This is a genomic window from Kitasatospora sp. NPDC088346 (genome assembly GCF_044740765.1).
Classification (GTDB): domain Bacteria; phylum Actinomycetota; class Actinomycetes; order Streptomycetales; family Streptomycetaceae; genus Kitasatospora.
The window spans coordinates 35,358-59,162 of record NZ_JBIURH010000038.1 but is presented as its reverse complement, the minus strand read 5'-3'; the positions used below and the strand labels follow the sequence as shown (position 1 = coordinate 59,162).

Below are 23,805 nucleotides of genomic sequence, written 5' to 3'. Positions count from 1 at the left end.
GGCGGCCCCGGCAGCCCGGGCGGCCCGGCGACGCGTTCAGAGCCAGTCGTTGCGGCGGAACGCCCGGAAGACGAAGACGCAGACCGCCGCGATCACCAGCAGGACGGCCGGATAGCCGAAGGTCCAGTGCAGCTCGGGCATGTACGTGAAGTTCATGCCGTAGATCCCCACCACCATGGTCGGCACCGCGACCAGGGCGGCACCCGCACTGATCTTGCGCATGTCGGTGTTCTGCTGGAGCGACAGCCGGGCGACGCTCGCGTCCAGGATGCCGGAGACCAGTTCGTCGAAGGACGCGATCCGCTCCTTCGCCTGGAGGTGGTGGTCGGCGACGTCGCGCAGGTACGCGGTCAGGCCGGCCGGCACCTCGGGCAGCGAACCGTCGGCCAGCCGCCTCAACGGGACCCCGAGCGGCACCACGGCCCGCTTGAACTCCATCAGCTCCCGCTTGAGCTGGTAGATCCGCCCGGCGTCGTCCGTCCGCTCGGGCGAGAACACCGCCGTCTCCAGCTCCTCCACGTCCCGCTCGAAGGCGTCCGCGACCTCCAGGTAGTGGTCCACCACGTGGTCGGCCACCGCGTGCAGGACCGACACCGGCCCGAGGGCCAGCAGCTCCGGGGCGGCCTCCATCTCCCGCCGCACCCCGGTCAGCGCCGGGGCGCTGCCGTGCCGCACCACGATGGCGAACCCCGGCCCGGCGAAGACCATGATCTCCCCGGTGTCGACGATCTCGCTGGTCGCCGTCACCCGGTCGTGGGCGACGTAGACGATCGTCTTCAGCACCAGGAACAGCGTGTCGCCGTAACGCTCCAGCTTCGGGCGCTGGTGGGCGCGGACGGCGTCCTCCACGGCCAGCGGGTGCAGCTCGAAGGCGGCCGCGATCTCGGCGAACTGCTCGGCGGTGGGCTCGTACAGGCCGATCCAGACGAACCGGCCGGGCTGCTCGCCTATCCGCCTCAGTACGTCCGCCAGCTCCACCCGGCCCGGCAACCGGCTGCCGTCCTCGTACAGCGCGCAGTCCACGACCGTCTGCGAACCCATCACGCCACCACCCTCCGGACCCGGCACAGCGCCGCGCAGCCCACGGCGCGCCAACCTACCCGCCCGGACCGGCCCGGGTGAAGCCGGTCGGGGCGGCACCCCGGGAGACAGGGCGAGCGGCAGGGCGAGCGGCGGGGCAGGAGGCCCGGCGGGGGCCGGGCCGGGGCCGACGCGCCGGTCAGCGGCTCGCGGCCGGGGCGGCGGGTCCGGTCGGCGGGTGGGCCGGCAGCCGGGCCGGCAGGTGCCAGCGGTTGCGGCGGTGCAGGTCCGCCAGGTCCCGCTGGAGCGCCGGGCGCGGCACCGCGAGCACCGGGCAGCCGGCCCGCCGGACGCAGTACGCCGTCACCGACGGCCGCAGCCCGCGGCGCAGCAGGCCCCCGCCGGCCCCCACCACGAGCAGGTCGCCGGGCCGGTCGGCCGTCCGCACCAGCACCTCGCCGGCGTCGCCGCGCACCGCGCGGGCGGAGAACCCGACCCCCGCCGGGGCGCCGCCGAACGCCTCGTCGAGGGCTTCGGCCAGCCGGGCCGCGGCGGCCTCGCGCCAGGCCGTCAGCAGGGGCGGGCAGGGCGCCAGCCGGTAGCCGTGCTCGCCGCCCTGCGGGACCCAGGCGAGCACGGCCAGCACCTCGGCGCCGCGGGTCACGGCCTCGGCGACCGCCCGGTGCAGGGCGGCCAGGCTGCCCAGCGACCCGCTCACGCCCACCACGACGCGGCGCCCGCCGCCGGTGTGCGGGTCCGCGCCCACGGCTGCGTCCTGGTACGTCATTTCCGTTCCTCCGTCGATTCGGCCGCCATCAGCCAACCGGCCGCGTCGCCGGGACGGGCCCGCCGTTGACGCCTCCCTGACGGGCCGCCCGGGTTTTCGAACGCGGCCCTGACGGTGCCCGGCCGCGGGGGCGCACCGGAGCACTGCTGAACGGCGGCCGCGGCCGCACGGCCACGCCGCGCAGCACCGCCGCGCAGCATCGCGGCACAGCACCGCGGCGACGTGACGCCGCAGCGACGACGTCAAGGCCCTGTCAGGACCGGAGGCCGGGCGGTCAACGAACCGTCAGGACGCCCGGGCCGCAGGCCGGCGGACGCCTAGCGTCGGAAGAGTCCGCCCCCGGGCTCCGCCAGGACCCGGGCTCATCTCCGCCAGCCTTCGGAGTGCTCACGTGACCAGCTCGGAACCCGCCCCCGCGGAGCCCGTCGAACCCCGGCCCGTCCCGCCCGTCCTTCCCGCCCCGCCCGTGCTGCCCGTCCCGGCCGTGCTGCCCGTCCTGCACGTCCCCGTCGGGAACGGCGGGAACGGCGGGAACGCCCGCGCGCTGCGGCTGTTCCGGCAGCGCGACGGCGGCCGGTGCGCGGTCGCCTTCAGCTCCGCCGCCGCCCTCACCGCGCTGCTGGGGCCGGCGCAGGGCGCGGTACGGCTGTCCGAGCCCGCGCTGCGGGCGCTGGCCGCCCCGCTCGGGGTGACCGCCCTGGTGGTCGACCCTCAGCTGGTCGCCCCGGCGGCCGCGCCGCCCACCCCGGTGGTCGGACCGACGGCCCGTCCGCTGCACGCCCTGGTGCGGTTCTCGCACGGGCCGGTGCCCCTGGACTTCGAACGGCTGGCCGCCCGGGTCCCGGCCGTCCGGGCGGGGCTGGCACTCGCCGGCGACGTCGACCTGGAGCTGCGGCTGACCTGCGCCGACCGGCACGAGCTGGCGTCGGTGGTGGCCGAGCTCCGCCGGGCGGGCGCGGCCGGGATCCGGGTCGACCTGGTGCTGCGCCGGCTGCTTCCGCCGGCCCCCGTGCTCCCCGCCGCGTCCCTGCCGAGGAGCGCCGCCGCATGACCACCGTCGACCGCACGCCCACCGTCCACGGCACCACGCCGGCCGCCCGCCGTCCGACCGCCGCCGCCGACCGCACGGCCGCAGACAGTCGCCCCGGCGACGGCCGTAGCCCCGCCGAAGGCCGCCACCCGGCCGTGGGCGGCCCCTGGCCCGCCTCGGCGCGGACCGCGCCCGGCGGCGACCTCACCGTCGGCGGGGTCGGGCTGGCGGAGGCCGCCGACCGGTTCGGTACCCCGCTGTACATCCTCGACGAGGCCGAGGTGCGGGCGCGCTGCCGGGCCTATCGCGCCGCCCTGCCCACGGCCGGCGTCCTCTACGCCGCCAAGGCGTTCCTGTGCAGCGCGCTGTGCGACTGGATCGCCGAGGAGGGGCTCGGGCTGGACGTCTGCTCCGAGGGCGAGCTGCGGCTGGCCGCCGCGGCGGGATTCCCGCCGGAACGGATCCTGCTGCACGGCAACGCCAAGAGTCCGCAGGAACTGCGGCTGGCCCGCCGGCTGAGGGTCGGCCGGATCGTGCTCGACGGGCCGGCCGAGATCGCCCGGCTGGCCGCCCTCAGCTGCCCGCAGGCCCCGCAGCGGGTCCTGGTCCGCGTCGTCCCGGGCGTGTCCGCCGGGCACCACGAGGCCGTCCGCACCGGTGTCGCCGGGCAGAAGTTCGGCTTCGCCGTCGAGGGCGGGGCCGCCGCGGAGGCCGTCCGGCGGGTGCTGGACCGGCCCGGCCTGGTGCTGACCGGGCTGCACTGCCACCTCGGCTCGCAGATCGACGCGGTCGGTCCGTACCTCGACGCGGTGGACCGCCTGGTCGAGCTGCTGGCCGGGGTCCGCGACCGGTACGGCGTCGAGCTGCCCGAGCTGGACCTCGGCGGCGGGCACGCCGTCCGGTACCTCGACGGCGAACCCGCGCTGGACCCGGGCGAGTTCGCCGCCCGGGTGCCCGCCCGGCTCGCCGAACGGTGCGCCCGCCACGGCCTGGCGGTGCCGCGGCTGCTGGTCGAGCCGGGACGGGCGGTGGCGGCCCCCGCCGGGGTCGCGGTCTACCGGGTGCTGACGGTCAAGCACACCGCCGACGGCAGGGTCTTCGCCGCCGTCGACGGGGGGATGAGCGACAACCCGCGGCCGGCGCTGTACGGCGCCCGGTACTCGGTGCGCCTGGTCGGCCGCGCCTCGCCCGCACCCGTCCGGGAGATCGACGTGGTGGGCCGGCACTGCGAGGCGGGCGACGTGCTGGTGCGGGCCGCCCCGCTGCCCGCCGACCTGCGGCCCGGCGACCTGCTCGCGGTGCCCGCGGCCGGTGCGTACCAGCTCTCGATGGCCTCCGGGTACAACCTGGTCGGCCGGCCCGCCGTCGTCGCCGTCCGCGACGGCCGGGCCCGGCTGCTGATCCGGCGCGAGACGGTCGAGGACTTCCGGCTCCGCGAGGTCGGCCGCTGACGGCGGCCGGCGGAACGGGCCGGCGGGAGGGGCGCGCGGGAAGGGGCGCGCGGGAAGGGGCCTGCGGGGCTGGTGGGAAGGCCGGGGTGAGGGCCGTCCGGTGGGCCGTCGGAAGGCGCGGGCCGACAGGCGGGCGGCGGTGCCCGGTGTCAGGCTGGCTCCCGACGGCCCTCTGAAAGGAGTCCTCCATGATCACCACCGACTTCGTGCCCGGCTCCCCGTGCTGGCTCGACCTCGGCGCACCCGACATCGACGCGGCGACCGCCTTCTACACCTCGGTGTTCGGCTGGGAGGCCCGGACGTACGGCCCGGACGCGGGCGGGTACACCTCGTTCCACCACGGCGGGAAGGCGGTCGGTGCGGTCGGCCCGCTCAGCGAGCAGGGCGCCCGATCGGCCTGGATGCTCTACTACCAGACCCCCGACGCGGATGCGGCGGCGCAGACTGTGGAACGCCTCGGCGGCACCGTCCGGGTCCCGCCCACGGAGGTCGGCGAGGACGGGCGGATGGCCCAGTTCACCGACCCGCAGGGCGGCCAGTTCGCGGTCTGGCAGCCGGCCGCCCAGGCGGGCCTGGAGGCCGTCGACGAGCCGGGCACGCTGAGCTGGACGGAGCTCTACACCACCGACGCGGACGCGGCCCGGCAGTTCTACGGGGAGCTGTTCGGCTGGCGGACCGAGGCCATGGCGATGCCCGGCGACGAGGGGACGTACTGGCTGATCAGCCCGGCCGGACTCCCCCAGGAGCGGATGCAGGGCGGCCTGCTCCAACTGCCCGCCGAGCACCTGGCGCTGACCGGCGGGCGACCCTACTGGCACCCGGTGTTCGCGGTGGAGGACTGCGACGCGACGGTCGCCGAGGTCACCGGCAACGGCGGCAGCATCCAGATGGGGCCGGCGGACGTCCCCGACGTCGGCCGGCTGGCCGTCTGCGTCGACCCCGCCGGCGCGGACTTCGTCGTGCTCCGGTCCTCCTCCCCGAACTGACCCGCCGCCCGGGTCGGAGCAGGACCGCACCGCTCCCGGACCGACCGGGGACCGCACGCCCGGGAGTGCCATGCGCCACCGCCACAGCTTCCACGCCGACCGGGCGGGACACGCCGTCACGGTGAACATCCGGTCCGGCTGGATCACCGAGACCGAACTGCTGGTCGACGGCCGGGAGATCGCCTTCCACCGCGAACACGGGCCGGGCACCCTGCCGCGGATCCTGTCCGGCACCCTGCCCGGCCGTCCCGACGAACCGTTCCGGGTCCGGATCGACCGGCCCGCGGCCGGCTCGTCCGCCCTCCGCTGCGAACTCGGCCCGGACGGCGACACCCAGCGCATGGCGGAGACCACCGCCGCGCCGTGAGCGCCGGCCGCGCCTCCTCGGACGACTGCGTCACAGATCCGTTTCGCGGACGGCATCGCCGCGAAAACTCCCGGGGTCGGACGGACAGCGGCAGGCGGCGCGGGAGGACCAGCGGTGCGCGGAGGACGAGCGGTGCGCGGAGGACGGGTGGCCGTGGTGGGCGGGAGCGTGGCGGGCTGCGCGGCCGCGCTCGCCGCGGCACGGACGGGTGCGGACGAGGTCGTGGTGTTCGAACGGGCCGCCGGACGGCTCCAGGACCGGGGCGTCGGGCTGGCCCTCCACAACGACCGGTACGCCGAACTGGAGGCCTCCGGCCACGTCGACGCCGGCATGCCCTGGGTCCAGCTGGCACGCCGCCCCTGGGTGGTGCGCGACGGCGAGCGGCGCGCGGGCCGGGAGATCGGGGTGCTGCCGTTCCCGTTCCGCTCGTACAACTGGGGCTCGCTCTGGCAGGAGCTGCGCAGCCGGATCCCGGCCGGTGTCGACTACCGCGGCGGCGCCGCCGTCGACCGGGTGGTGCCGGACGCGGCGGGGGCGGTGGTGTGCCTGGCGGACGGGAGCGAGGAGCGCTTCGACGTGGTGATCGGCGCGGACGGCTACCGCTCGGTCGTCCGGGCCGCCCTGTACCCGGACGCGGTCGCCCGCTACGGCGGCTACCTGGCCTGGCGCGGGACCCTGCCGGCCGACCGGCTGCCCGACCCGCCGGAGGCCTTCGACGACCGGGACGCGACCACGGTGGTGTTCCCCGGCGGACACATGATCGTCTACCGCATCCCCGGCCCCGGCGGCACCGGCACGGACGTCAACTGGGTCTTCTACACCACCCCGCCCGCCTCCACCTCCCTGCCCTTCGCCGACCCGTCCGCCCCGCCCGGACGCGACCTCACCGCCGAACTCGCCACCCACCAGGACACCCTGGTCGAACGTCACTTCCCGCCGTACTGGCAGGAGGTGGTCCGGCTCACCGACCCCGACAAGGCCTTCGTCCAGCCGATGTACGACATGGCCGCACCGCACTTCGCCCACGGCCGTCTCGCCCTGGTCGGCGACGCGGCCTCGATCGCCCGCCCGCACACCGGCAGCGGCGCCATCAAGGCCCTCCAGGACGCCAGCGTGCTCGAATGCGCCCTGGCCGGCGCCGCGACCTGGGAGGAGGCCCTGCACCGCTACGACGCCGAACGCGCCCCCGTCGGCCGCGCCGTCCTCGAACTCGGCCGCACCCTCGGCCGGGCCCAGGTCCAGGAGACCCCGCAGTGGGAGACCATGGACCAGCCCGCCGTCGAACGCTGGTGGCAGGAGGCGGGCGGAGGCACCGGCTTCGGCGGCCACGCCCTGCGCGGCTGACGACCGACGGGCCGGGCCGGCGGCCTCACGGCCGGTCGCGCCGCAGCGTCACCGGCAGCGCGAGCAGGGCGCGGCTGCGCGGCGAGGCCGCCCGGGGGAGCGTCTCGGGCACCTCGCCGAGGGCGAGGTCCGGGAACCGGCGCAGCAGCGTGGTGACCGCGATCTCGTTCTCCAGCCGGGCCAGCGCCGCGCCCACGCAACGGTGGGCACCGTGCCCGAAGGCCAGGTGGGACCGTTCGGCGCGGCCCGGATCGAACACCTCGGGCTTCTCGAACGCCGCCGGATCGCGGTTGGCGGAGGCCCAGCACAGCCAGACGCGCTCGCCCGGACCGATGACGGCACCCGCGATCTCGACCTCCGTCAGCGCGAAGCGACGCACGGAGAGCATCGCCGGCGACTCCCGGCGCAGGACCTCCTCGGTAACCTGACCCACGGTCAGCCGGCCGCCGCGCAACTCCGCGGCCCGGACCGGATGCGTCAGCAGGGCCAACACGGTCGCGGCCAGCGTCGCGGCGGAGTTGTGGTAGCCGCCGAACAGCAGGAGGAAGGCCATCGCGAGGAGTTCGTCCTCGCCGAGGCGCTCACCCCCGTCCCGGGCCGCGATCAGCTCGGAGAGGACGTCGTCGGCGGGCGCGGTGCGCTTGGCCGCGATCAGGCCGGCCAGGAAGCCACGCATCGACCTCATGGCCGCACGGGACCGGTGTGCGGCGTCCGGGTCGGGCGAGAGCAGGGTGTCCGTCCAGGTCCGGAAGTCGACACGGTCGCCCTCCGGGATGCCGAGCAGGTCGCAGATGACCGCCATCGACAAGGGCTCCGCCAGATCGGCCACGAGATCGGCGCTCCGGCGACCGGCAAGGCGGTCGAGCAACCCGTCCGCCGTCCGCTGCACCTGGTCGCGCAGGATTCGGACGCGGCGAGGGCCGAAGGCACTGTTCACGAGTCCGCGCAGCCGGGTGTGGTCGGGGGCGTCGGAGTTGAGCAGGTGTGAGTCCAACTCGGGCGGCAGCGAGTCACCGGCTCGCCCCTTCGTACGGGCGTGGCGCTTGTTCAGCGAGAGCCGGGGGTCCGCGGCGGCCGCCCGCACCTCCCGGTACCCGGTGACCAGCCACACCGGTGCCCCGTCGGGTGCGACCGCCCGGTGCACCGGCCCCCGGCGCAGGAGGGCCGTGTAGGAGGCCTGCGGGTCGGCGAGGAAGGCCGCGTCGAGGACGACGGGTGGTTCGGCGGCCGGCACGGGTTGGCTCCTGTCGGTCCGGGGCGCGGTGTGCCGAGCGTAGCCGCGCCGGTGGACCACCCGGCGTGCTGCCACCCCGCGGCGGCCGGGCGCCCGGCCGCCGTCCGGGTGTACCTCGTTCGGGGTGGGCGGCTGTTCGGGCTGTTGGGTGATCGGATAGTTACTCTGCGAGCACGGCCCCTGCCCCAGGGTGACCGGAGCGTGGCGGAGAGGGAGTCCGAATGCGGATCGCGGTGTGTCAGAACAAGGGCGGCTCGGGGAAGTCGGCGATGGTGGTCAACCTCGCCGCCGCTCTGGCCGAGGCCGGCGAGGAGGTGGACGTCGCCGACGTCGACCCGCAGGGGAACGCCTCCCGGCGGCTGGGGGCCCGGCCGGAGCCGGACCAGATGACGATCAGTGAGGCGATCAAGTGCGACGCCCTGGGCGCGGCCAGGGACGCGTACGTGCCCTGCGGCTGGGGCGGGATCTACGGCCTGCGGATCCGGGTCCTGCCGGCCCGGTTCGAGCTGGAGAACCGAATCTCGGAGGCCGGCACGGTGGGCGCGGTGAAGCGGCTCCGGCGGGCGCTGGCCGGGTGCGACGACCGGCGGATCACGCTGCTCGACTGCCCGCCGTCGCTCGGGCACCTGACCCAGCTGGCGATGGTGGCCGCGGACGTGGTGCTCATCGTGGCCGAGCCGGAGTTCGACGGGATCGAGGGCGCGGTGCGGGTGCTGAACTTCGTCCGGGACCACGCCGACGACCTCAGCAACCCCCGGCTGCGGGTGGCGGGGGTCGTCCCGTCGCGGGTGCGCACCGGGCTCGGGGTGCACGACTTCCAGATCGAGGGGCTCGACTCCTGCTTCCCCGGCCTGGTGTGGGCGCCGCACATCCGCGAGCGGGCCGTGGTCAAGGCCGCCGCCGACTCGGTGGCACCGCTCCGCTCACTGCGGACCGTTCCCGCCCGTGAGGTCGCGGACGACTTCGCCAAGCTCGCCACGAAGGTCAAGGACCTCCAGGAGGCCGCCGCATGACCGAGCGCCCGCGCCTTCAGCGCCCCGACTCCACCGCGACCCTGGCCGGGCCGGAGACCCTGCTCATCGGCAACCGCCCGGGCAGCCGCCGTACCGCCGCCCGGCCCACCGAACGCGCCGACGCGCCGGACTCCCCCGCCGTGCCGGTCCGGCTCTCCGAGTGCACCCTGGCCGAGCTGGAGGCGCGGGTCGCCGCCGCGCAGGCCGAGGGGGTGGAGGCGGTCCGGCAGGCCGAGGCCCAGTTCGAGGCGGACAAGCAGGCCGCGCACGTGCGGTTCGCCCAGCACGCCGGGCCGGCGCTGTGGGAGATCCACGACCGGAAGCTCTACCGGGCGACCCACGCGACCTGGGACGAGTACCTGACCGAGCGCTGGAACCTGTCCCGGTCCTACGCGCACCGCCTGCTGGAGATGATCCCGGTGCAGGCCGCACTGTTGCCAAATCCGGCTTTTGGCAACCTGGTGCTGCGCGAGTCCCAGGCCCGGGTGCTGGTGCCGGTGCTGCGCGAGTACGGCGCCGAGCAGGTCCGGGAGGTGGTGGAGAAGGTCCTCGCGCACGGCACCAGGCCGACCGCGAAAGCCCTGACCGCGGCCCGCGCCGAGCTCGGCTACGCGCCCAGCAGCGGCACCGAGTGGGAGCGCCGTGAGCCGGCCGACCGGCCGGTCCCCACCCCCGACGTGGACGAGAGCAGGCTGGCCCTCGGCGACCTCGAACGCCTCGCCGGGGTCCTGCGGGCCGCGCTGCGCGACCTTCCGCCGACGTTGCCGGCCACCGCCGCGCACGCCTTCCCCGAGGAGGCGGAGGCCGCCGTGGCCGACCTCCGCCGGCAGCTGCGCCGGGCGGCGGCCCTGGTCGGGGCGGACCTGGTGGACCGGCGGCGGCGCCCGGCGGCCGACGGGCGCTGACGGGCGCTGACGGGCCGGCGCCTGGGCGGGCCGGGTGGCGGCGCGGCGGCGGGGCGCCGCCGCGGCGCCTAACCTGGAGGTCGGGAGCAGGTGCGGCAGCGACCGGCGGAGGGACCGCGGATGGACCCACGGCTCGGCGAGGTGAGCGGCCCGGCCCGGCTGGCCGGGCCGGACGAGGAGATCACCGCGGCGGAACTCGGTCTCGCCGCCCGCAACCACGGCCTGCCGCTGGAGGCGATGGTCGACGACCTGACGCCGCCGGGCCTGCACTACGTACTGGTGCACTACGACATCCCCCGGGTCCGGCCCGGTGCCGGGTGGCCGGTCACCGTGGGCGGGCGGGTGCGGCGGCCGCTCACCCTCGACGTCGCCGAGCTGCGGCTGCGCCGGCCGGTCACCTGCCGGGTGACGATGGAGTGCGCGGGCAACGGCCGGGCCCGGCTCCGGCCACGGCCGATCAGCCAGCCGTGGCTGGTCGAGGCGGTCGGGACGGCCGAGTGGACGGGCGTTCCGCTGCACGAGGTGCTGGCCGGGGCCGGAGTGGCGGAGGGCGCCGTCGAGGTGGTCTTCACCGGCGCCGACCACGGCGTCGAACGCGGCGTCGAGCAGGACTACCGGCGCAGCCTCCCGCTCGCCGAGGCGATGCGCCCCGATGTGCTGCTCGCGTACGAGATGAACGGCCTGCCGCTGCCCCCGCAGCACGGCCACCCGCTGCGGCTGGTGGTCCCGGGCTGGTACGGCATGGCGCACGTCAAGTGGCTGCGGGACATCAGCGTGGTCGACACGCCGTTCACCGGGTTCCAGCAGGCGACGGCCTACCGGATCCGCGAGTCCCCGCAGGACCCCGGGCGGCCCGTGACCAGGATCGCGCCGCGCGCGCTGCTCGTCCCGCCCGGCTTCCCCGACTTCCTGACGCGCACGCGTGTCCTACGGCCCGGCCCGGTCCTGCTGGAGGGGCGCGCCTGGTCCGGCACCGCGCCCGTCCGCGCCGTCGAGGTGAGCACCGACGACGGCCGGACCTGGACGGCGGCGGACCTGGACCCGGCGGGCGGCCACCCGTGGGCGTGGCAGAGCTGGCAGGCCCACTGGACGGCCACCCCCGGCCACCACGTGCTCAGTGCCCGGGCGACCGACGCCGACGGGCACACCCAGCCGCTCGACCAGGCCTGGAACACCGGCGGCTTCTGCAACAACGCCGTCCAGCGCGTCCCCGTCCTCTGCCTGCCGGCCCCCGACCCGGACGGCGAACCGGGCTGAGCGGACGTCAGCGGCCCTCGGCTGCGGCCCGGTCGCGCGGCAACCCCGTCCGGCCGGATGTCCGGGCCGGTGGCGCGCTCGGCGCACGGCAGCCGGTCTGACGTCCGCCCGCAGCACGGGCCTTCCCGACCGTTCTGCCTGGAAGGCCCGCTCCGCCGTCTCCGGACCGGATCGGGGCGCGGTTCACACCTGCGCGACTCGGATGCCGCCGGACCCGGCGTCGAGGACACCCTCGGTGCGGAGGTGTTCGACGTCGGCTTCGAGGCCGGCCCTGGTGTCCCTCGTCACCCGACGCCACCCGAAGAACTCCGACACCTGGCGGACCAGCTCGTCCACGGTCATCCCGGGGCACTCGGCCGCGAGCTCCCTGAGCGCGAGCCTGCGCTCCCGCGGCGCAACGTGGGCGAACTTGCGCGGGGCGTCGTGCTCGGGATGACGGGCCTTCGGTCCGTCATCACGCACCGCGTCGACGAACTCACCGTCCAGCGTGACCCGTCCGGTCCGTTCGAGCCCGTGCAGGACGGCCCGGATGTTGTCACGGATTCGTGTTCCGGCCCGCCCGGTACCCCAGGCCTCACGCACGCGCTGCACCAGCAGGTCTCCGTGGATGGGCCCCTCGGCGGCGATGATCGTCAGCAGCACCCGTTCGACCGCGGGTCGGGCCTCCGGAGTGTGCAGCTCGTACCGCACGTGCACGGAACCCCGGTAGGTCCGATAGGGAGAACTCCAGGGCCGGTCGGGCGCGGCAACGGGCACCCGCTCGGGTTCGACGGACGTCGCCTGCTTCGGCACCCGGACGGGGCCGGCGGACGGGCCGGCTCCTGCGTTCCCGGCTTCCGTGTCCCCGTCCGCGACCACGGGGTCGGCGCGGTCCGTCGTCGCCCGAGGCGCCTCGACCTGCCCGGAGCCGGTCGGAACCGACAGCGGTCCCCGGGAGACGGCCTCCTCCACCGCTTCGCGCAACCGGAGCTCGGCGGCGGCGCGGCCGCGGTACCAGTCCGTCCCCCAGATGCGGTGGAGTCTCCAGCCGAGGCCGACCAGCACCTGTTCACGAAGCCGGTCCCGGTCCCGTGCGGCCCTGGAGGAGTGGTACATCGCACCGTCGCACTCGATGCCGAGTGCATAGGCTCCGGGCAGTTCCGGATGGCGTACACCGATGTCGATGCGGTAGCCCGCGACTCCGACCTGCGGCTGGACCCGGTAGCCCCAGTCGCGCAGCACCCGCAGCACGGACTCCTCGAAGGGGCTGTCCGGTTCGGCGTCCTCCTGGATCACGTCCCTGGCCAGGACGGCCGGTCCGTGCTCGGCGTAGTCGAGGTAGCGCTTGAGGTGCTGGACGCTCTCGTTCGGGCTGTCGGCCAGGCTGTTCCCGTGGAAGGAGGCCACCACCTCCATCCGGTGGCGGGCGCGGGTCACGGCCACATTGAGCCGGCGCCAGCCGCCGGCCTTGTTGATCGGGCCGAAGTTGAGGCCGAGCCTGCCGTGCTCGTCCGGGCCGTACCCGATCGACATGATCATCACGTCGCGCTCGTCGCCCTGGACCGATTCCAGGTTCTTGACGAAGAAGCCGTCGAGCCGGTCCTCCGTGAAACGGTCGTTCAGGTCCGGACGCCGGAGCCGTGCCTGCTGGACGGCCTGGTCGATCGCGGACGCCTGGGCTTGGGAGAGCGCGACCACGCCGAGAGTGCGACCGGGACGGGTGTCGAAGTGGTGGATCACGCGCTCGGCCACCAGGTCCGCCTCGGTCCGGTTGTCCCGTCGCCCACCCCGGTCGTAGACGCCGTCCGCCCTGAGGAACGCGACACCCACGTCGTTCCCCTCCTCGAACGCTCCCGGGAAGGTGACCATGGCGTTCTCGTAGAACGACCGGTTGCTGAAGGTGATCAGATCCTCATAGCGACTGCGGTAGTGCCACCGCAGTGGAAGCTCGCGCATCGCACCCGCCTTGCAGGCATCGAGCAGCGACTCGAACGAGTCGGGGACGTCCTCGCTGTACTCCTCGGTGTCGTCCTCGACGGCGGAGTCGAAGAAGGCGGTGGGTGGGAGCTGCTTCGCGTCTCCGGCGACGACCAGCGAACGACCGCGGTAGATGCAGTTGATCGCGTCGCTGGGACGCACCTGTGACGCCTCGTCGAAGACGACCACGTCGAACCGGTAGTCCGACGGCAGGAACTGGCTGACTGTCAAGGGACTCATCATGAAGCACGGCTTCACCGGCAGCACGACGTCCCGGGTCTTCCCCAGCAGGTCACGGACCGGCAGGTGCCGGCTCTTCAGTTCCGCCTGCCGGATGATCACTCCCGCGGCGCCGGCGCCCAGACGGCGCGGCCGGCGCCGGTTGCACGCCTCGATGACCGCTCCTCCGGCGGCGGCCACCAGCCGGCGGTCGGCCTCCTGGTAGTTCGCGACCCTCGCGTCCAGGTCGGTGGAACGGGTGGTGCGGAGCCGGTCGTCGGTCGACAGGATGCCGTCGGCCCAGGACGTGAGTACCGCCAGTTCGACCACCTCGGGCAGTTGCTCGGGCCGGACGCCGCGCTCGGCCGCCCGGGCCACCACGTCGTCCACACCGTGGCGGGCAAGCGACGCGAGGCCGTCCCGGTACGCCTGCCATTCCTCCGGCCCGCGCCGATCGGCGACCAGCTCGTCCACGGCCTCCTGCGCCTGCTTCATCGGGCCCGACAGCCGAAGCCACAGCTGGGAGCTGCGGGACGGAGCGAAGAGACCGCGCAGTGCCGTCGCCGCCGTGGACCACCGGGCGATCCGCTCGTCCGTGGCATCGCACCAGTCCCCCAGCGCCTCCCGAACGCCCGTGGCCAGCAGGTGCGGCAGCTCACCGGGTTCCGAATCCTCTGCCAGCAGGTCGGCCGGGCGTCCTGCGCCCCAGTCCGCACCGGTCAGTTCCGCGATCCGGTCGGCGGTGACCAGCGCGGCTCGGAGTGCGGGAAGACCGTCCTCGTCGCGGGTGGCGCGGACACCCAGGAGGGGCTCGTGTTCGGCCGCCACGCGGGCGACTTCGGCGGCTGCCGACTGCCACGCCAGGGCCTGAGCGAGCCTGCCGACGAGCGATTTGTGCCAGGTACCGTGGTGGGTCAGCGCTGCCACCGCCGCGCGGTCGGCCTTGGCCCGGGCGGAGTAGCGCGTCAGCAGGCCTCGGTGCTCGGTCTCGAAGCGCCGGATCAGACCGCTCAGGTCCGCTGCGCCGAGAACCTGCGTCCCGAAGACGTCCGATGCGGCGGCACGGGCCCGAGCCTCCGCGGCGAGGGAGAGTTCCAGGCTCTGCGCGGCCTGGTGCGCTCGGCCCAGGGCGCCCGGGTCGAACCACGATCGCGGCGGGCGGTGCGGCGCGGACGTCAGGTCGGCCAGTTCGACGAGCGCGAAGGCGGCGTCGGGCGTCCTCGGCGCCGGCGCCCCGAAGAGCTCGGCCAACCGGCCGAGCGCGTCCGGCAGCCCTTCCGGCAAGGCCGCACGTGGAGTGCCGGGCCGACCCTGGAGGCCACCACGCAGTACGCGGACGAGCCGGTGAAGCTCGTCGACGGTCCGCTGATTCGGGACGACGTCGGCAAAGGGGTAGCGCTCGGCAGCGGTGTGCACCGCTGCGAGTGCGTCGACGGCTTCGTCGGCGACGGTGAGGGCCGCCGGCCCCTCCAGTCCGCGCCAGACGAACGCCTCGCCCTCGGCGACCGGACGCCAGGCACGGCTCACGGCCTCTGCCGCGGACGTCAGTGCCTGAAGCGCTCCGGCGCCGAGCCGGGCCACCGACCCGGAACCGTGCTGACTCAGCGGCAGCCGGGGCGTGCCCGCCTGATCCAGCAGGACCAGGCGGCCCAGCACGTCGTGGAGGGTCCGCTGCAGCGGCGCACGGACCTGGTTCATCGCGGCGGCGTACGCGGACAGTTCCTCACGCAGTCGGCGCGCCCGGTCCAGTTCGTGCTCCGACGCGCCGGCCAGCCGTGCCTCGGTGGTCAGCACCCGGGCGAGCTCCGTCGCCACGGCCTTCCGGGAGGTGTCGCCGCTGTGCAGCGACAGGACGAAGTCGCCGAGGCCGACACCGCGAAGGCGATTTCGCACCACGTCGAGTGCGGCCGCCTTCTCACTGACGAACAGGACGGTCTTCCCCGCGTGCATCAGTGCAGCGATCATGTTGGTGATGGTCTGGCTCTTGCCCGTGCCGGGCGGGCCGCTCATCACGAACGACCGGCCGTCGAGGGCGGCGGCGATGCACTGGCGCTGCGAGGCGTCCGCGTCCAGGACGAGGGGGGTGCGCTCCGGCAGCTGGATCTCGTCGATCCGGTCGAGCGCCGGCGGTTCGAAGTCGATCAGGTCCCCCGGCAGTCCCGCATCGGGGCCCAACGCGACGGCCCGCACCAACGGGTGGGCCAGAATCTGCTCCTCGTTCTGGTGGAGATCCTGGTACATCGCCTCCTTGTAGGACGCGAACAGGCCGATGACCATGCGCTCCTCGACCCGCCAGCCCTGCCGCGCGTCAGCGACCCGGCGGGCGGCGGTCATCACGGCGGGCAGGTCGGCGATGTCGGTGTCGAGCACGGAGCTCCAGTCGATCCCCATCCGCTCCAGTTTCACCGCGAGCGCGGGATTGTGGATCCGGTCCTGATCCTCCGCCGCGTGCAACCTGACGCTGCCCCGGCCGGTCCTTCGCAGTTCGACCGGGAGAAGCAGCAAGGGGGCCGAGCAACTCTCCTGAGCGCCTTCCTCCCGCCAGTCCAGCATGCCGACACCCAGCCAGAGCACCCAGAGACCGTAGTCGTTGAACATCTGACCCGACTTGCTGCGGAGTTGGTGGAGAGCCGCGTTCAACGAGGACTGGGTGGTCTTCTGGGTGACCAGTCCCCGTCGCGGCGGCGCCTCCCGGAGGTCGGACTCGTCGACGACCGGTGCGAAGTCCCACCCTTTGGACAGCCCCGCCACCAGTTCAGCGGCATCCGGCGCGTTCACCTCCAGGGTCGCCGTCCTGGTGTGCCGGAAGTTCAGCAGCCGGTTGCGTCCCCCCATGTCCAGCAAGGACGTGCGCCAACCGGTGAGGACGAGCTTCAGGCGATCGAGCCCGGGATCGCCACCGGCTGAGCGTGCGGGGCGTTGGATCGGCCGATCATGCATGGGTGCGGCTACCTCCGGAGGCCGGGCGCACCGCCGGAGTCAGTCCGCCGTCCGGCTGGTGTACGTCGTCGGGATGCACACGTTCTTACCAGTCCACCGCGGCGCCCCGCACCCGTACGACCAGATCGTTCTCGACATAACTGCCGTGTCTTGACGCAATATTGGCGCTACGTCAGATCGAATCCCCGTTCGAGGTCAGATCGCCGGTGCGATGTCAGTTCGCCCCCGGCCCTTCCCCGGCGTCGTGGACGCAGCGGGCGACCTGGACGCGGTTGGTGACCTCCAGCTTCGCGAAGACGCTGCCCACGTGGGTCTTCACGGTGGCCACGCCCATGAAGAGCAGCCGGGAGATCTCGGTGTTGGTGAGACCCTCGGCGACCGCGTGGGCGACTTCGCGTTCGCGGTCGGTGAGGCGGTCCAGCAGGGCTCGGGCGGCCCGGCCGCGGGAGTCGTCCGGGGCAGCGGTGACGGCGGCGATCAGGCGGGTGGTGACGGCGGCGGACAGGATCGGCTCGCCGGCGGCCACCTTGCGGACGGCGAGGACCAGGTCGGCCGGCGGGGTGTCCTTGAGCAGGTACCCCGCCGCGCCGTGGCGCAGCGCCGTCAGGACCGTCTCGTCGGTGTCGAACGTGGTCAGGATGACGACCCGGGCGGTGGCGCCCCGCTCCCGCAGCCGGCGGGTGGCGGCGAGCCCGTCCGTCCCCGGCATCCGGATGTCCATCAGGACGACGTCCGGCAGCTCGCGTTCGACCAGGTCGACGGCCTGGTGCCCGTCGGACGCCTCGCCCACCACCCGGAGGTCCGGGGCGCCTTCCAGGATCATCCGCAGGCCGGCCCGTACCAGGGGGTCGTCGTCGGCCAGCACGACCCGGACGGTGGTCACACCGGCCACGGCAGGCTCGCCCGCAGCACGAAGTCCCCGTCGCGCTCCGTCCCGAACTCGACGGTCCCACCGTCCGGTTCGGCCCGTTCGCGGAGCCCCGCCAGGCCGACCCCCGCCGACGGCAGTGCCAGGCCGGGCCCGGCGCCGACCCGGTTGCGGACCTCGATGCCGAGCCGCCCGCCCGGCGCACCGGCCAGCCGTACCCCGACCGCCTCGCCGGGGGCGTGCTTGCGGGCGTTGGTCAGCGCCTCCTGGACGACCCGGAACGCCGTCCGCGACACCGTCTCCGGCATCCCGCCGAGGCCGGACCCGGTGCCCCCGGGCAGGCCGGAGGTGTCGAGCCGGACCACCGCACCGGCCTCCCGGGCGTCCGCGAGCAGCGCTGGCAGCTCCGCCAGCGTCGGCCGGGACCGCTGACCGCCCTCCGCCGTCGGACCCTCCCGGAGCACGCCGAGCACCTGGCGCAGCTCGGTCAGGGCCAGCTGCGCGTTGCTCTGGATGGTCCGCGCGGCGGCCGCCGTCTCGGCCCGGTCGAGGTCCTCCCGGAACGTCAGCACCCCGGCGTGCAGCGCCACCAGGGAGATCCGGTGCGCCAGGTCGTCGTGCATGTCCCGGGCGATCCGGGTGCGCTCGGCGTCGCGGGCGGCGCGGGCGGCCAGCGCCCGTTCGCGCTCGGCGGTCAGTGCCCGCTCGTGCAGCGAGGCGAGCAGTTCGCGGCGGGTCCCGAGGTAGCCGCCGGTGGCGGCGGCGGCCGCGTAGACCGCCAGGACCACCAGGACGTCGGCCGCCACCGAGGGCGCGCCCCCGTCCACCGCGGGCGACAGCCACGGGCGGTACACGCCCTGCGCGAGCGCCGCGCCGACCGCCGCCAGCGCCCCCGCTCCGAGGATCCACCCCCGCCGGCGCCCGGTCGCCATCGACCCGACCGCCAGGACCACCGCCCCCAGCCCCGCCACCGAGACCGGGGCCACCGCCACCGCCGCGTACGCGACGGCCCGCGGGAAGCGGCGCCGCAGTGTCAGCAGGGCCAGCGCGACCACGCCGAGCAGCAGGTCCAGCAGCAGGGCGGTGCCGACGCGTTCGCGCTGCGCCGGTGCGGGCGTCCCGGAGAGCAGGACGGCGGCGTGCGCGATCCAGGCGATGCCGCCGACGGCCGCCGCGAGCAGGTACGGCCACACCCGTGACCAGGCTCGGGGCGGCGCGTCCGGCCGAAGCGGCTTGGTCGGCGGCGGTGTTCGAGTCGTCATGGGGCCACAGCGTAGGGGGCCGCGGCAGCCCGCGGGACCTCCCTGCGGCTGGGCCGTCTCCACCCTGGGGTGGAGGCGGTTCCCGCCCGCGGCGGGAGGTCCGGGCCGGGCCGGGCCGGCAGTCTGTTGGTCACCGGAGGCGACCGGCCGGGCCGCGGGACGGCACCACCCCGGCACCACCCCGGCACCACCCCGGCGCCAGCACCAGCGCTGGGCACCGACGCCGGCCGCACGGCCCACCCCGACCACGCCGCAGCGCGACGAAACGGAAGCAGGACGATGAGCACACACCGCAGGACAGCGACGACCACGGGGGCCCTGTTCGTCCTCGCGACGGTCACCTCGATCGCCGGACTCCTCCAGTACGGCCCGGTCCTGGACCACCCCGACTACCCCGTCACAGGCCCCGCCCACGCGACCCAGGTGGCGGCCGGGGCGTTCCTGGAGGTGATCTGCGCGTTCGCGGTCATCGGCATCTCCGTCACCGTCTTCCCGCTCCTGCGGCGGTACCGCCAGGGGTTCGCGCTGGGGTACGTCTGCTTCCGGCTGCTGGAGGCCGCCGTCATCCTCGTGGGCACCATCAGCCTGCTCTCGGTCGTGACGCTGCACCAGGACTTCGCCCGGACGCCGGACGCCGACCCCTCCGCGTACCTGGCGGTCGGACGGGCCCTGGTGGCGGTCCACGACTGGACCTTCCTGGTCGGCCCCAACCTCGCGCTGGCCCCGAGCACCCTGATGCTGGCCTGGTTCCTGTACCGGACGCGGGCCGTACCGCGCCCGGTGGCGCTGCTCGGTGTGGTCGGCGGCCCGCTGATCCTCCTCTCCGCCGCGCTGGTGATGTTCGGCGTCTACGACCAGCTCTCCGGCTGGGGAGCGCTGTGCGCGCTCCCGGTGTTCGCGTTCGAGATGACGCTCGCCGGGTGGCTGCTGGTGAGGGGCATCGACCTGCCCGCGGCCGGCGCGCGGCCCGCCCCGCCCACCCGGCCCGGGCCTCACCCGATGTCGACGACCCGCGCCCACGCGGGCGGCGAGTTCGGCGCGTAGTCCGGATCGTCCTCGCGCCACGACCTGCCCCCGCGCGGCCGGGGGAACAGGCCCACCACCGTCCGGCACGCCGGCCGGTGGTCCGGCCACGGAGTCTGACCGTCCGTCAGCACCACGACGACGTCCGGCCGGGGCTGGAGGCGCAGCGCCCGCGCGAAGCCCGTCCGCAGATCGGTGCCGCCGCCGCCCAGCAGCGGGATCCCCTCGGCGCGGCACAGCGGGTGCACCACCCGGGCCGCCGCGTCGCACGGCAGCACGGTGACCAGGTCCCGGCGGCCGCCCACCGCCCGGGAGATCGCCGCGACCTCCAGGAGCGCGCTGCCCAGTTCGGCGTCGCTGACCGACCCGGAGGTGTCGATCACCACGGCGACCCGCGGCGGCCTGCGCCGCAGGCTCGGCAGGACGGCACCCGGCACCCCCGCCGAGCGCCGGGACGGCCGGCCGTACGTGTAGTCCTGGCCCGCGCCCGCGCCGGACGCCGCCGAACGGACCGCCGCACCCAGCAACTCCCGCCACGGCTGCGGCCGGTGGAACGCCTCCTCGGCCCAGCGCCGCCACCCCTGCGGGGCCGTCCCCGGCCGGCCGGTGATGCCCTGCGCCACCCGGAACCGCACGGCGTCCTGCTCCTGCGCGCCGAGACCGTGCGCGCCGTCCGGCCCCAGCTCCCACTCGCGTTCCAGGCCGTCGGCGCCGCTGCCGCAGTCCAGCCAGGCCAGGTCCTGCGTCTGCGGTCCGAGGCCGAACAGCCGCAGGTAGTCCTCCATCAGCTCCCCCGCGGGCAGCCCCAGGGAGCTCGGCTGGACGGCGCCCCCGGGCCGGACCAGGCCGTCGCCGTACACGTCGTCGTTGATCTCCAGGTCCGCGGCGATGTTCATCCGCAGCCGTTCGCCCGGGCCGGTCAGCCCGCGCTCCCGCGCGACCCGGTCGCTGCGCCCGTGGTGGTCGCGCAGCAGGTGCGACACCTCGTGCACCCACACCGAGGCGAGCTCCTCCACCGGGGTGCGCTCGACGAACCCCGGCGAGGCGTAGCACCGCCAGTGCCGGTCGACGGCCATCGTCGGCACCCGTCGCGACTCCACGGTGTGCAGGGCGAACAGGGCGGTCGCCAGGTACGGCCGGGCCCGCGCGGCGAGCAGCCTGGCCGCGAACAGCTTGTCGAGGTCCAGGCCGGGGGCCATCGACGGGGCGGGGGCCACCGGTGGGGCGGGCGACGCCTGCGGGGCGGGGGTCACCGCGCCTGCCCGGCGGTGCCCGCGGCGGCCGTGAGCCGCTCCGCGGCCCGGTCGGCGGCGCGGTCCGCCCGCCGGGACAGCGCGACCGCGCCGGCCAGCCGCTCGATCGCCGCCGGCACGTCCCAGTCCTGCCGGCGCAGCGAGGCGAGGGTGGTCGCCGGGACGACCACCAGGTCCGGGGCGCCGGTCTCCAGCGCGCCGACCAGCACCGTCCACGCCGCGTCCCAGCGGGACCGGTCCGGGCGCCTGCGGACGGCCTCCACCACGCCGTCCAGCACGACCTGCCGCAGGTCGCCGCGCTCGGGCAGCACGGCGGCCGCCGGGTCGGCGAGCAGCGCCTCGGGGTCGGGCAGGTCCAACCGGTCCAGGCTCGCCAGCAGTTCCAGCCCGGGACCGTCCCCGACCGTGCCCCTGACCAGTTGCGAGAGCACGTCCCGGGAGGCGCCGGCCGCGGTGGCGAACGCGGTCAGGCACAGCGTCATCTCCCAGCTCCGGGGCGACGGCCACGGACCGCCGCGGCGGGTCTCGCCGGTCGGCAACCGGTGGACGAGCGTGGGCCGGGCCGCGAGCAGCCCGCACACCGCGCGGCGGGCGAACGCGACGGCCTGCGGCAGCCGCTCCGGATCGAGCCGGGGCAGCGTCGCCCGCGGCCAGGTGCCGCCCAGGCCGCGGACCACCACGTCGTGGTCGTGGGTCCACTGGAGGTGGACGAACCGGTTGGCCAGCGGCGGGCTCAGTTCCCAGCCGTCGGCCGCCGAGGAACGCGGGTTGGCGGCGGCCACGATCCTCACCCCGGGCGGCAGTTGCAGGGCTCCGACGCGGCGTTCGAGCACCAGTCGGAGCAGGGCGGCCTGCACCGCCGGCGGTGCGGTGGACAGTTCGTCGAGGAAGAGCAGCCCCCGGCCGGCCCGGACCAGCCGCACCGCCCAGTCGGGCGGGGCCATCGGGACGCCCTGCTCGGCGGGGTCGTCCCCGAGGACGGGCAGCCCGGAGAAGTCGGACGGCTCGTGCACGCTGGCGATCACCGTGGTCAGCGGGAGGTCCAGGGCGGTGGCGAGCTGGGTCAGGGCCGCGGTCTTGCCGATCCCCGGTTCGCCCCACAGGAGCACGGGCAGGTCGGCGGCCACGGCCAGGGTGAGCGCCTCCAGCTGCGGATCGGGGCGCGGTTCGGTGGCGGACTCGCGCAGCAGCGCCAACAGGTCACCGGCGACGTCGAGTTGGGGTGCGGACGGAACGGATGCGGGCATGCTTCATCACCTGTCAGGAGTTCGTGGGAACGGAGAACGGGCCGGGGCGGGCACCGGGTCAGCGAGGCATCCGGTGGCGCGGGCGGGAACGGAGATCGCCGGAGCGGCGCCGGGCCGGCCGGTCGGGGCCCGGACCGGGGCCGATCAGACCGGCCCGGTAGAGCCCGTACGTGATCCGCTGCTCCGCGGCCGCCGCCAGCTCGTCGCGCAGCGCGCCGCCGCGCAGCACGGCGTCGGGGCCGAGCAGCCCCTCGACCACGGCCAGCGCACCGACGGTGTCGCCGTGGTCCAGGCGTTCGCGGACGCCGCCGAGGCAGTCGGGTCTGCGGTGCGCCTCGTCGACGGCCCGGAGGCACGGCAGTGGCGTACCGGTCAGGGCGACCAGCAGTTCCTCCCGGCGGAGCTCGGCCGGGTCGTGGTCCAGCGGCGCCAGGACGCCGTCGACCAGACCGATCCGGTGCCGGGCTCCCCGGCACTCCACCAGCTGCGGTGCGCCCGGCGGGTCGGCGGCCCGGACGGGCCCGGCGTCCGGGCGGCGGCCCGGCACCAGCGCGGCGGCCACCAGCGGGTGCAGGCGGTCGGCCTCGATCGCGCCGGTGCGCAGCAGGTCCAGGTCGGGAAGTACCCAGGTCGCGGCGTGGGGCAGCAACGGCAGCGCGGCGAAGCCACCGCCGGGGGGCGCGGCGGCGCTCCGGACGGCGGGCGGCCCGGGGGCGTCCGTGTCCCCGGAGAGCTCCAGCACCAGCCGGTGCCGCCCGCCGAGTCGCACGCCGACGGCGCGGGTGGCACCGGTGGCGCCGGGGGTGCGGCCCTCGGCGCGGAGCAGGATCGCCGCCTCGGCCGCCCATCGGTCGACGGCGCAACGACGCCCCGGCGGCAGCACGATCGGCGGCACGGCGACCGGCGAGCCGTCGGACAGCGGGCCGGAGGACGCAGGGCCGGCGGACAGCGGGCCGGCGGACAGCGGCAGATCGGCCCCGGAGCGGACCCGCAGCTCGTCGGCCCGGCGCGCGTCCCAGAGGTGGCGGTGCAGGTCCAGGCGGAACCGCCGGTCGGGGCGGGGACGGGGGTGGCGGCAGGCGTCGGCCGCCCCCGGGGAGTCGCCGTCCCACAGCGCGAGGCTGATCCGCTGCCCGGCGTCCGCCCAGGCCGGCGGGGTCCGCACCACCAGGTGCACGGGACCCGCCCGGTCACGCCCGGCGGTCCCGTACCGCGCCAGCGTCAGGGTCAGCCCCGGCCGCAGCAGCCCGTCGGGGGCGATCCGCGGGAAGTGCCAGCGCAGCAGGTCGGGCGCCAGGTGACGCAGATCGGCCCGGATCAGGGCGGCGAGGTCGCGTCCGCGGGTGCGGGCCAGCCGGCGCAGGTCGAGGTCGACGTCGAGGCCGGCGGCTGCGCAGGCCCCCGCCCAGTCCCCCACGGAGCGGCGGGCGGACGCGGCGTCGATCATGGACGGCGGCACGGCGTACTCGCGCACGCGCAGCCAGAAGGAGTGGCGGGAATCCCCGTTCGCGTTCCGAGTGAGCATCAGCACTCACCTGGCGCGGACGGGACCCCCGATCTGAGGAGAGTCCGAGTGGTCATCGCGGGCAGCCTAGCCCCGACACGTCCCGCCCGCGCGGTATTTTCCGCCGCCGGGAGGAGAC

Annotated in this window: 18 protein-coding genes; 9 read left to right on the top strand and 9 right to left on the bottom strand. The window is 75.6% G+C overall.

Features of this window, described 5'->3' with window-relative positions:
• Positions 1–36: 36 nt before the first annotated feature.
• Entirely contained in the window at positions 37–1,041 is a 1,005-nt protein-coding gene (locus ACIOFR_RS32180) for a magnesium and cobalt transport protein CorA (protein WP_401002771.1), read from the bottom strand.
• A 178-nt stretch (positions 1,042–1,219) separates the two neighbouring features.
• Positions 1,220–1,807 (bottom strand): universal stress protein, encoded by a 588-nt coding sequence (locus ACIOFR_RS32175; protein ID WP_401002770.1) that lies wholly within the window; start codon positions 1,805–1,807, stop codon positions 1,220–1,222.
• 391 nt (positions 1,808–2,198) lie between these two features.
• Between ACIOFR_RS32175 and ACIOFR_RS32170 the strand changes: the two genes are divergently transcribed.
• From ACIOFR_RS32170 to ACIOFR_RS32150, 5 genes are all read left to right on the top strand, one after another.
• Positions 2,199–2,858 (top strand): SAV_915 family protein, encoded by a 660-nt coding sequence (locus ACIOFR_RS32170; protein ID WP_401002769.1) that lies wholly within the window; start codon positions 2,199–2,201, stop codon positions 2,856–2,858.
• Positions 2,855–4,288: a diaminopimelate decarboxylase gene (lysA, locus tag ACIOFR_RS32165; protein ID WP_401002768.1), complete on the top strand. Its 1,434-nt coding sequence runs from the start codon at positions 2,855–2,857 to the stop codon at positions 4,286–4,288. Before ACIOFR_RS32170 ends, lysA begins: the two co-directional genes overlap by 4 nt.
• 188 nt (positions 4,289–4,476) lie before the next feature.
• Positions 4,477–5,274: a VOC family protein gene (locus tag ACIOFR_RS32160; protein WP_401002767.1), complete on the top strand. Its 798-nt coding sequence runs from the start codon at positions 4,477–4,479 to the stop codon at positions 5,272–5,274.
• A gap of 70 nt (positions 5,275–5,344) precedes the next feature.
• On the top strand, positions 5,345–5,641 hold the full coding sequence (locus ACIOFR_RS32155; RefSeq protein WP_401002766.1) for a hypothetical protein: 297 nt from the start codon (positions 5,345–5,347) through the stop codon (positions 5,639–5,641).
• Positions 5,642–5,773: 132 nt separating this feature from the next.
• Positions 5,774–6,985 (top strand): FAD-dependent monooxygenase, encoded by a 1,212-nt coding sequence (locus ACIOFR_RS32150; RefSeq protein ID WP_401002765.1) that lies wholly within the window; start codon positions 5,774–5,776, stop codon positions 6,983–6,985.
• Positions 6,986–7,010: 25 nt separating this feature from the next.
• On the opposite strand, the gene ACIOFR_RS32145 is transcribed toward ACIOFR_RS32150, so the two are convergent.
• Positions 7,011–8,219 carry a cytochrome P450 gene (locus ACIOFR_RS32145; RefSeq protein ID WP_401002764.1) on the bottom strand — a complete coding sequence of 403 codons (1,209 nt, stop codon included), beginning with the start codon at positions 8,217–8,219 and terminating at the stop codon, positions 7,011–7,013.
• Between the two features lie 221 nt (positions 8,220–8,440).
• Here ACIOFR_RS32145 and ACIOFR_RS32140 point away from each other — a divergent pair, with 221 nt between their 5' ends.
• The 3 genes from ACIOFR_RS32140 to ACIOFR_RS32130 all read left to right on the top strand — a co-directional run bounded on the left by ACIOFR_RS32140 (position 8,441) and on the right by ACIOFR_RS32130 (position 11,394).
• Positions 8,441–9,232: a ParA family protein gene (locus ACIOFR_RS32140; protein ID WP_401002763.1), complete on the top strand. Its 792-nt coding sequence runs from the start codon at positions 8,441–8,443 to the stop codon at positions 9,230–9,232.
• Positions 9,229–10,137 (top strand): hypothetical protein, encoded by a 909-nt coding sequence (locus ACIOFR_RS32135; RefSeq protein WP_401002762.1) that lies wholly within the window; start codon positions 9,229–9,231, stop codon positions 10,135–10,137. Before ACIOFR_RS32140 ends, ACIOFR_RS32135 begins: the two co-directional genes overlap by 4 nt.
• 120 nt (positions 10,138–10,257) lie before the next feature.
• A complete protein-coding gene (locus tag ACIOFR_RS32130; protein WP_401002761.1) occupies positions 10,258–11,394 on the top strand; it encodes a sulfite oxidase in 1,137 nt (378 codons plus the stop codon).
• Positions 11,395–11,577: 183 nt separating this feature from the next.
• Here the strand turns inward: ACIOFR_RS32130 and ACIOFR_RS32125 are convergent, their stop codons facing one another.
• From ACIOFR_RS32125 to ACIOFR_RS32115, 3 genes are all read right to left on the bottom strand, one after another.
• On the bottom strand, positions 11,578–16,404 hold the full coding sequence (locus ACIOFR_RS32125) for a DUF3320 domain-containing protein (protein ID WP_401002760.1): 4,827 nt from the start codon (positions 16,402–16,404) through the stop codon (positions 11,578–11,580).
• 319 nt (positions 16,405–16,723) lie between these two features.
• Entirely contained in the window at positions 16,724–17,392 is a 669-nt protein-coding gene (locus ACIOFR_RS32120) for a response regulator (protein WP_401002759.1), read from the bottom strand.
• On the bottom strand, positions 17,389–18,639 hold the full coding sequence (locus ACIOFR_RS32115) for a sensor histidine kinase (protein WP_401002758.1): 1,251 nt from the start codon (positions 18,637–18,639) through the stop codon (positions 17,389–17,391). The genes ACIOFR_RS32120 and ACIOFR_RS32115 overlap by 4 nt, the downstream gene beginning before the upstream one ends.
• Positions 18,640–18,918: 279 nt before the next feature.
• Between ACIOFR_RS32115 and ACIOFR_RS32110 the strand changes: the two genes are divergently transcribed.
• Positions 18,919–19,683, top strand: a complete 765-nt coding sequence (locus tag ACIOFR_RS32110; RefSeq protein ID WP_401002757.1) for a DUF4386 domain-containing protein — start codon at positions 18,919–18,921, stop codon at positions 19,681–19,683.
• Here the strand turns inward: ACIOFR_RS32110 and ACIOFR_RS32105 are convergent.
• From ACIOFR_RS32105 to ACIOFR_RS32095, 3 genes are read right to left on the bottom strand one after another with little or no spacing between them, the layout of a single operon-like run.
• The gene (locus ACIOFR_RS32105) at positions 19,632–20,861 is read right to left on the bottom strand and encodes a VWA-like domain-containing protein (RefSeq protein ID WP_401002783.1); all 1,230 of its coding nucleotides are present in this window, start codon (positions 20,859–20,861) and stop codon (positions 19,632–19,634) included. The genes ACIOFR_RS32110 and ACIOFR_RS32105 overlap by 52 nt on opposite strands.
• 50 nt (positions 20,862–20,911) lie before the next feature.
• Entirely contained in the window at positions 20,912–22,162 is a 1,251-nt protein-coding gene (locus ACIOFR_RS32100; RefSeq protein ID WP_401002756.1) for an AAA family ATPase, read from the bottom strand.
• A gap of 58 nt (positions 22,163–22,220) precedes the next feature.
• Positions 22,221–23,687, bottom strand: coding sequence for a hypothetical protein (locus ACIOFR_RS32095; protein WP_401002755.1), 1,467 nt, complete (start codon positions 23,685–23,687; stop codon positions 22,221–22,223).
• Positions 23,688–23,805: the final 118 nt, after the last annotated feature.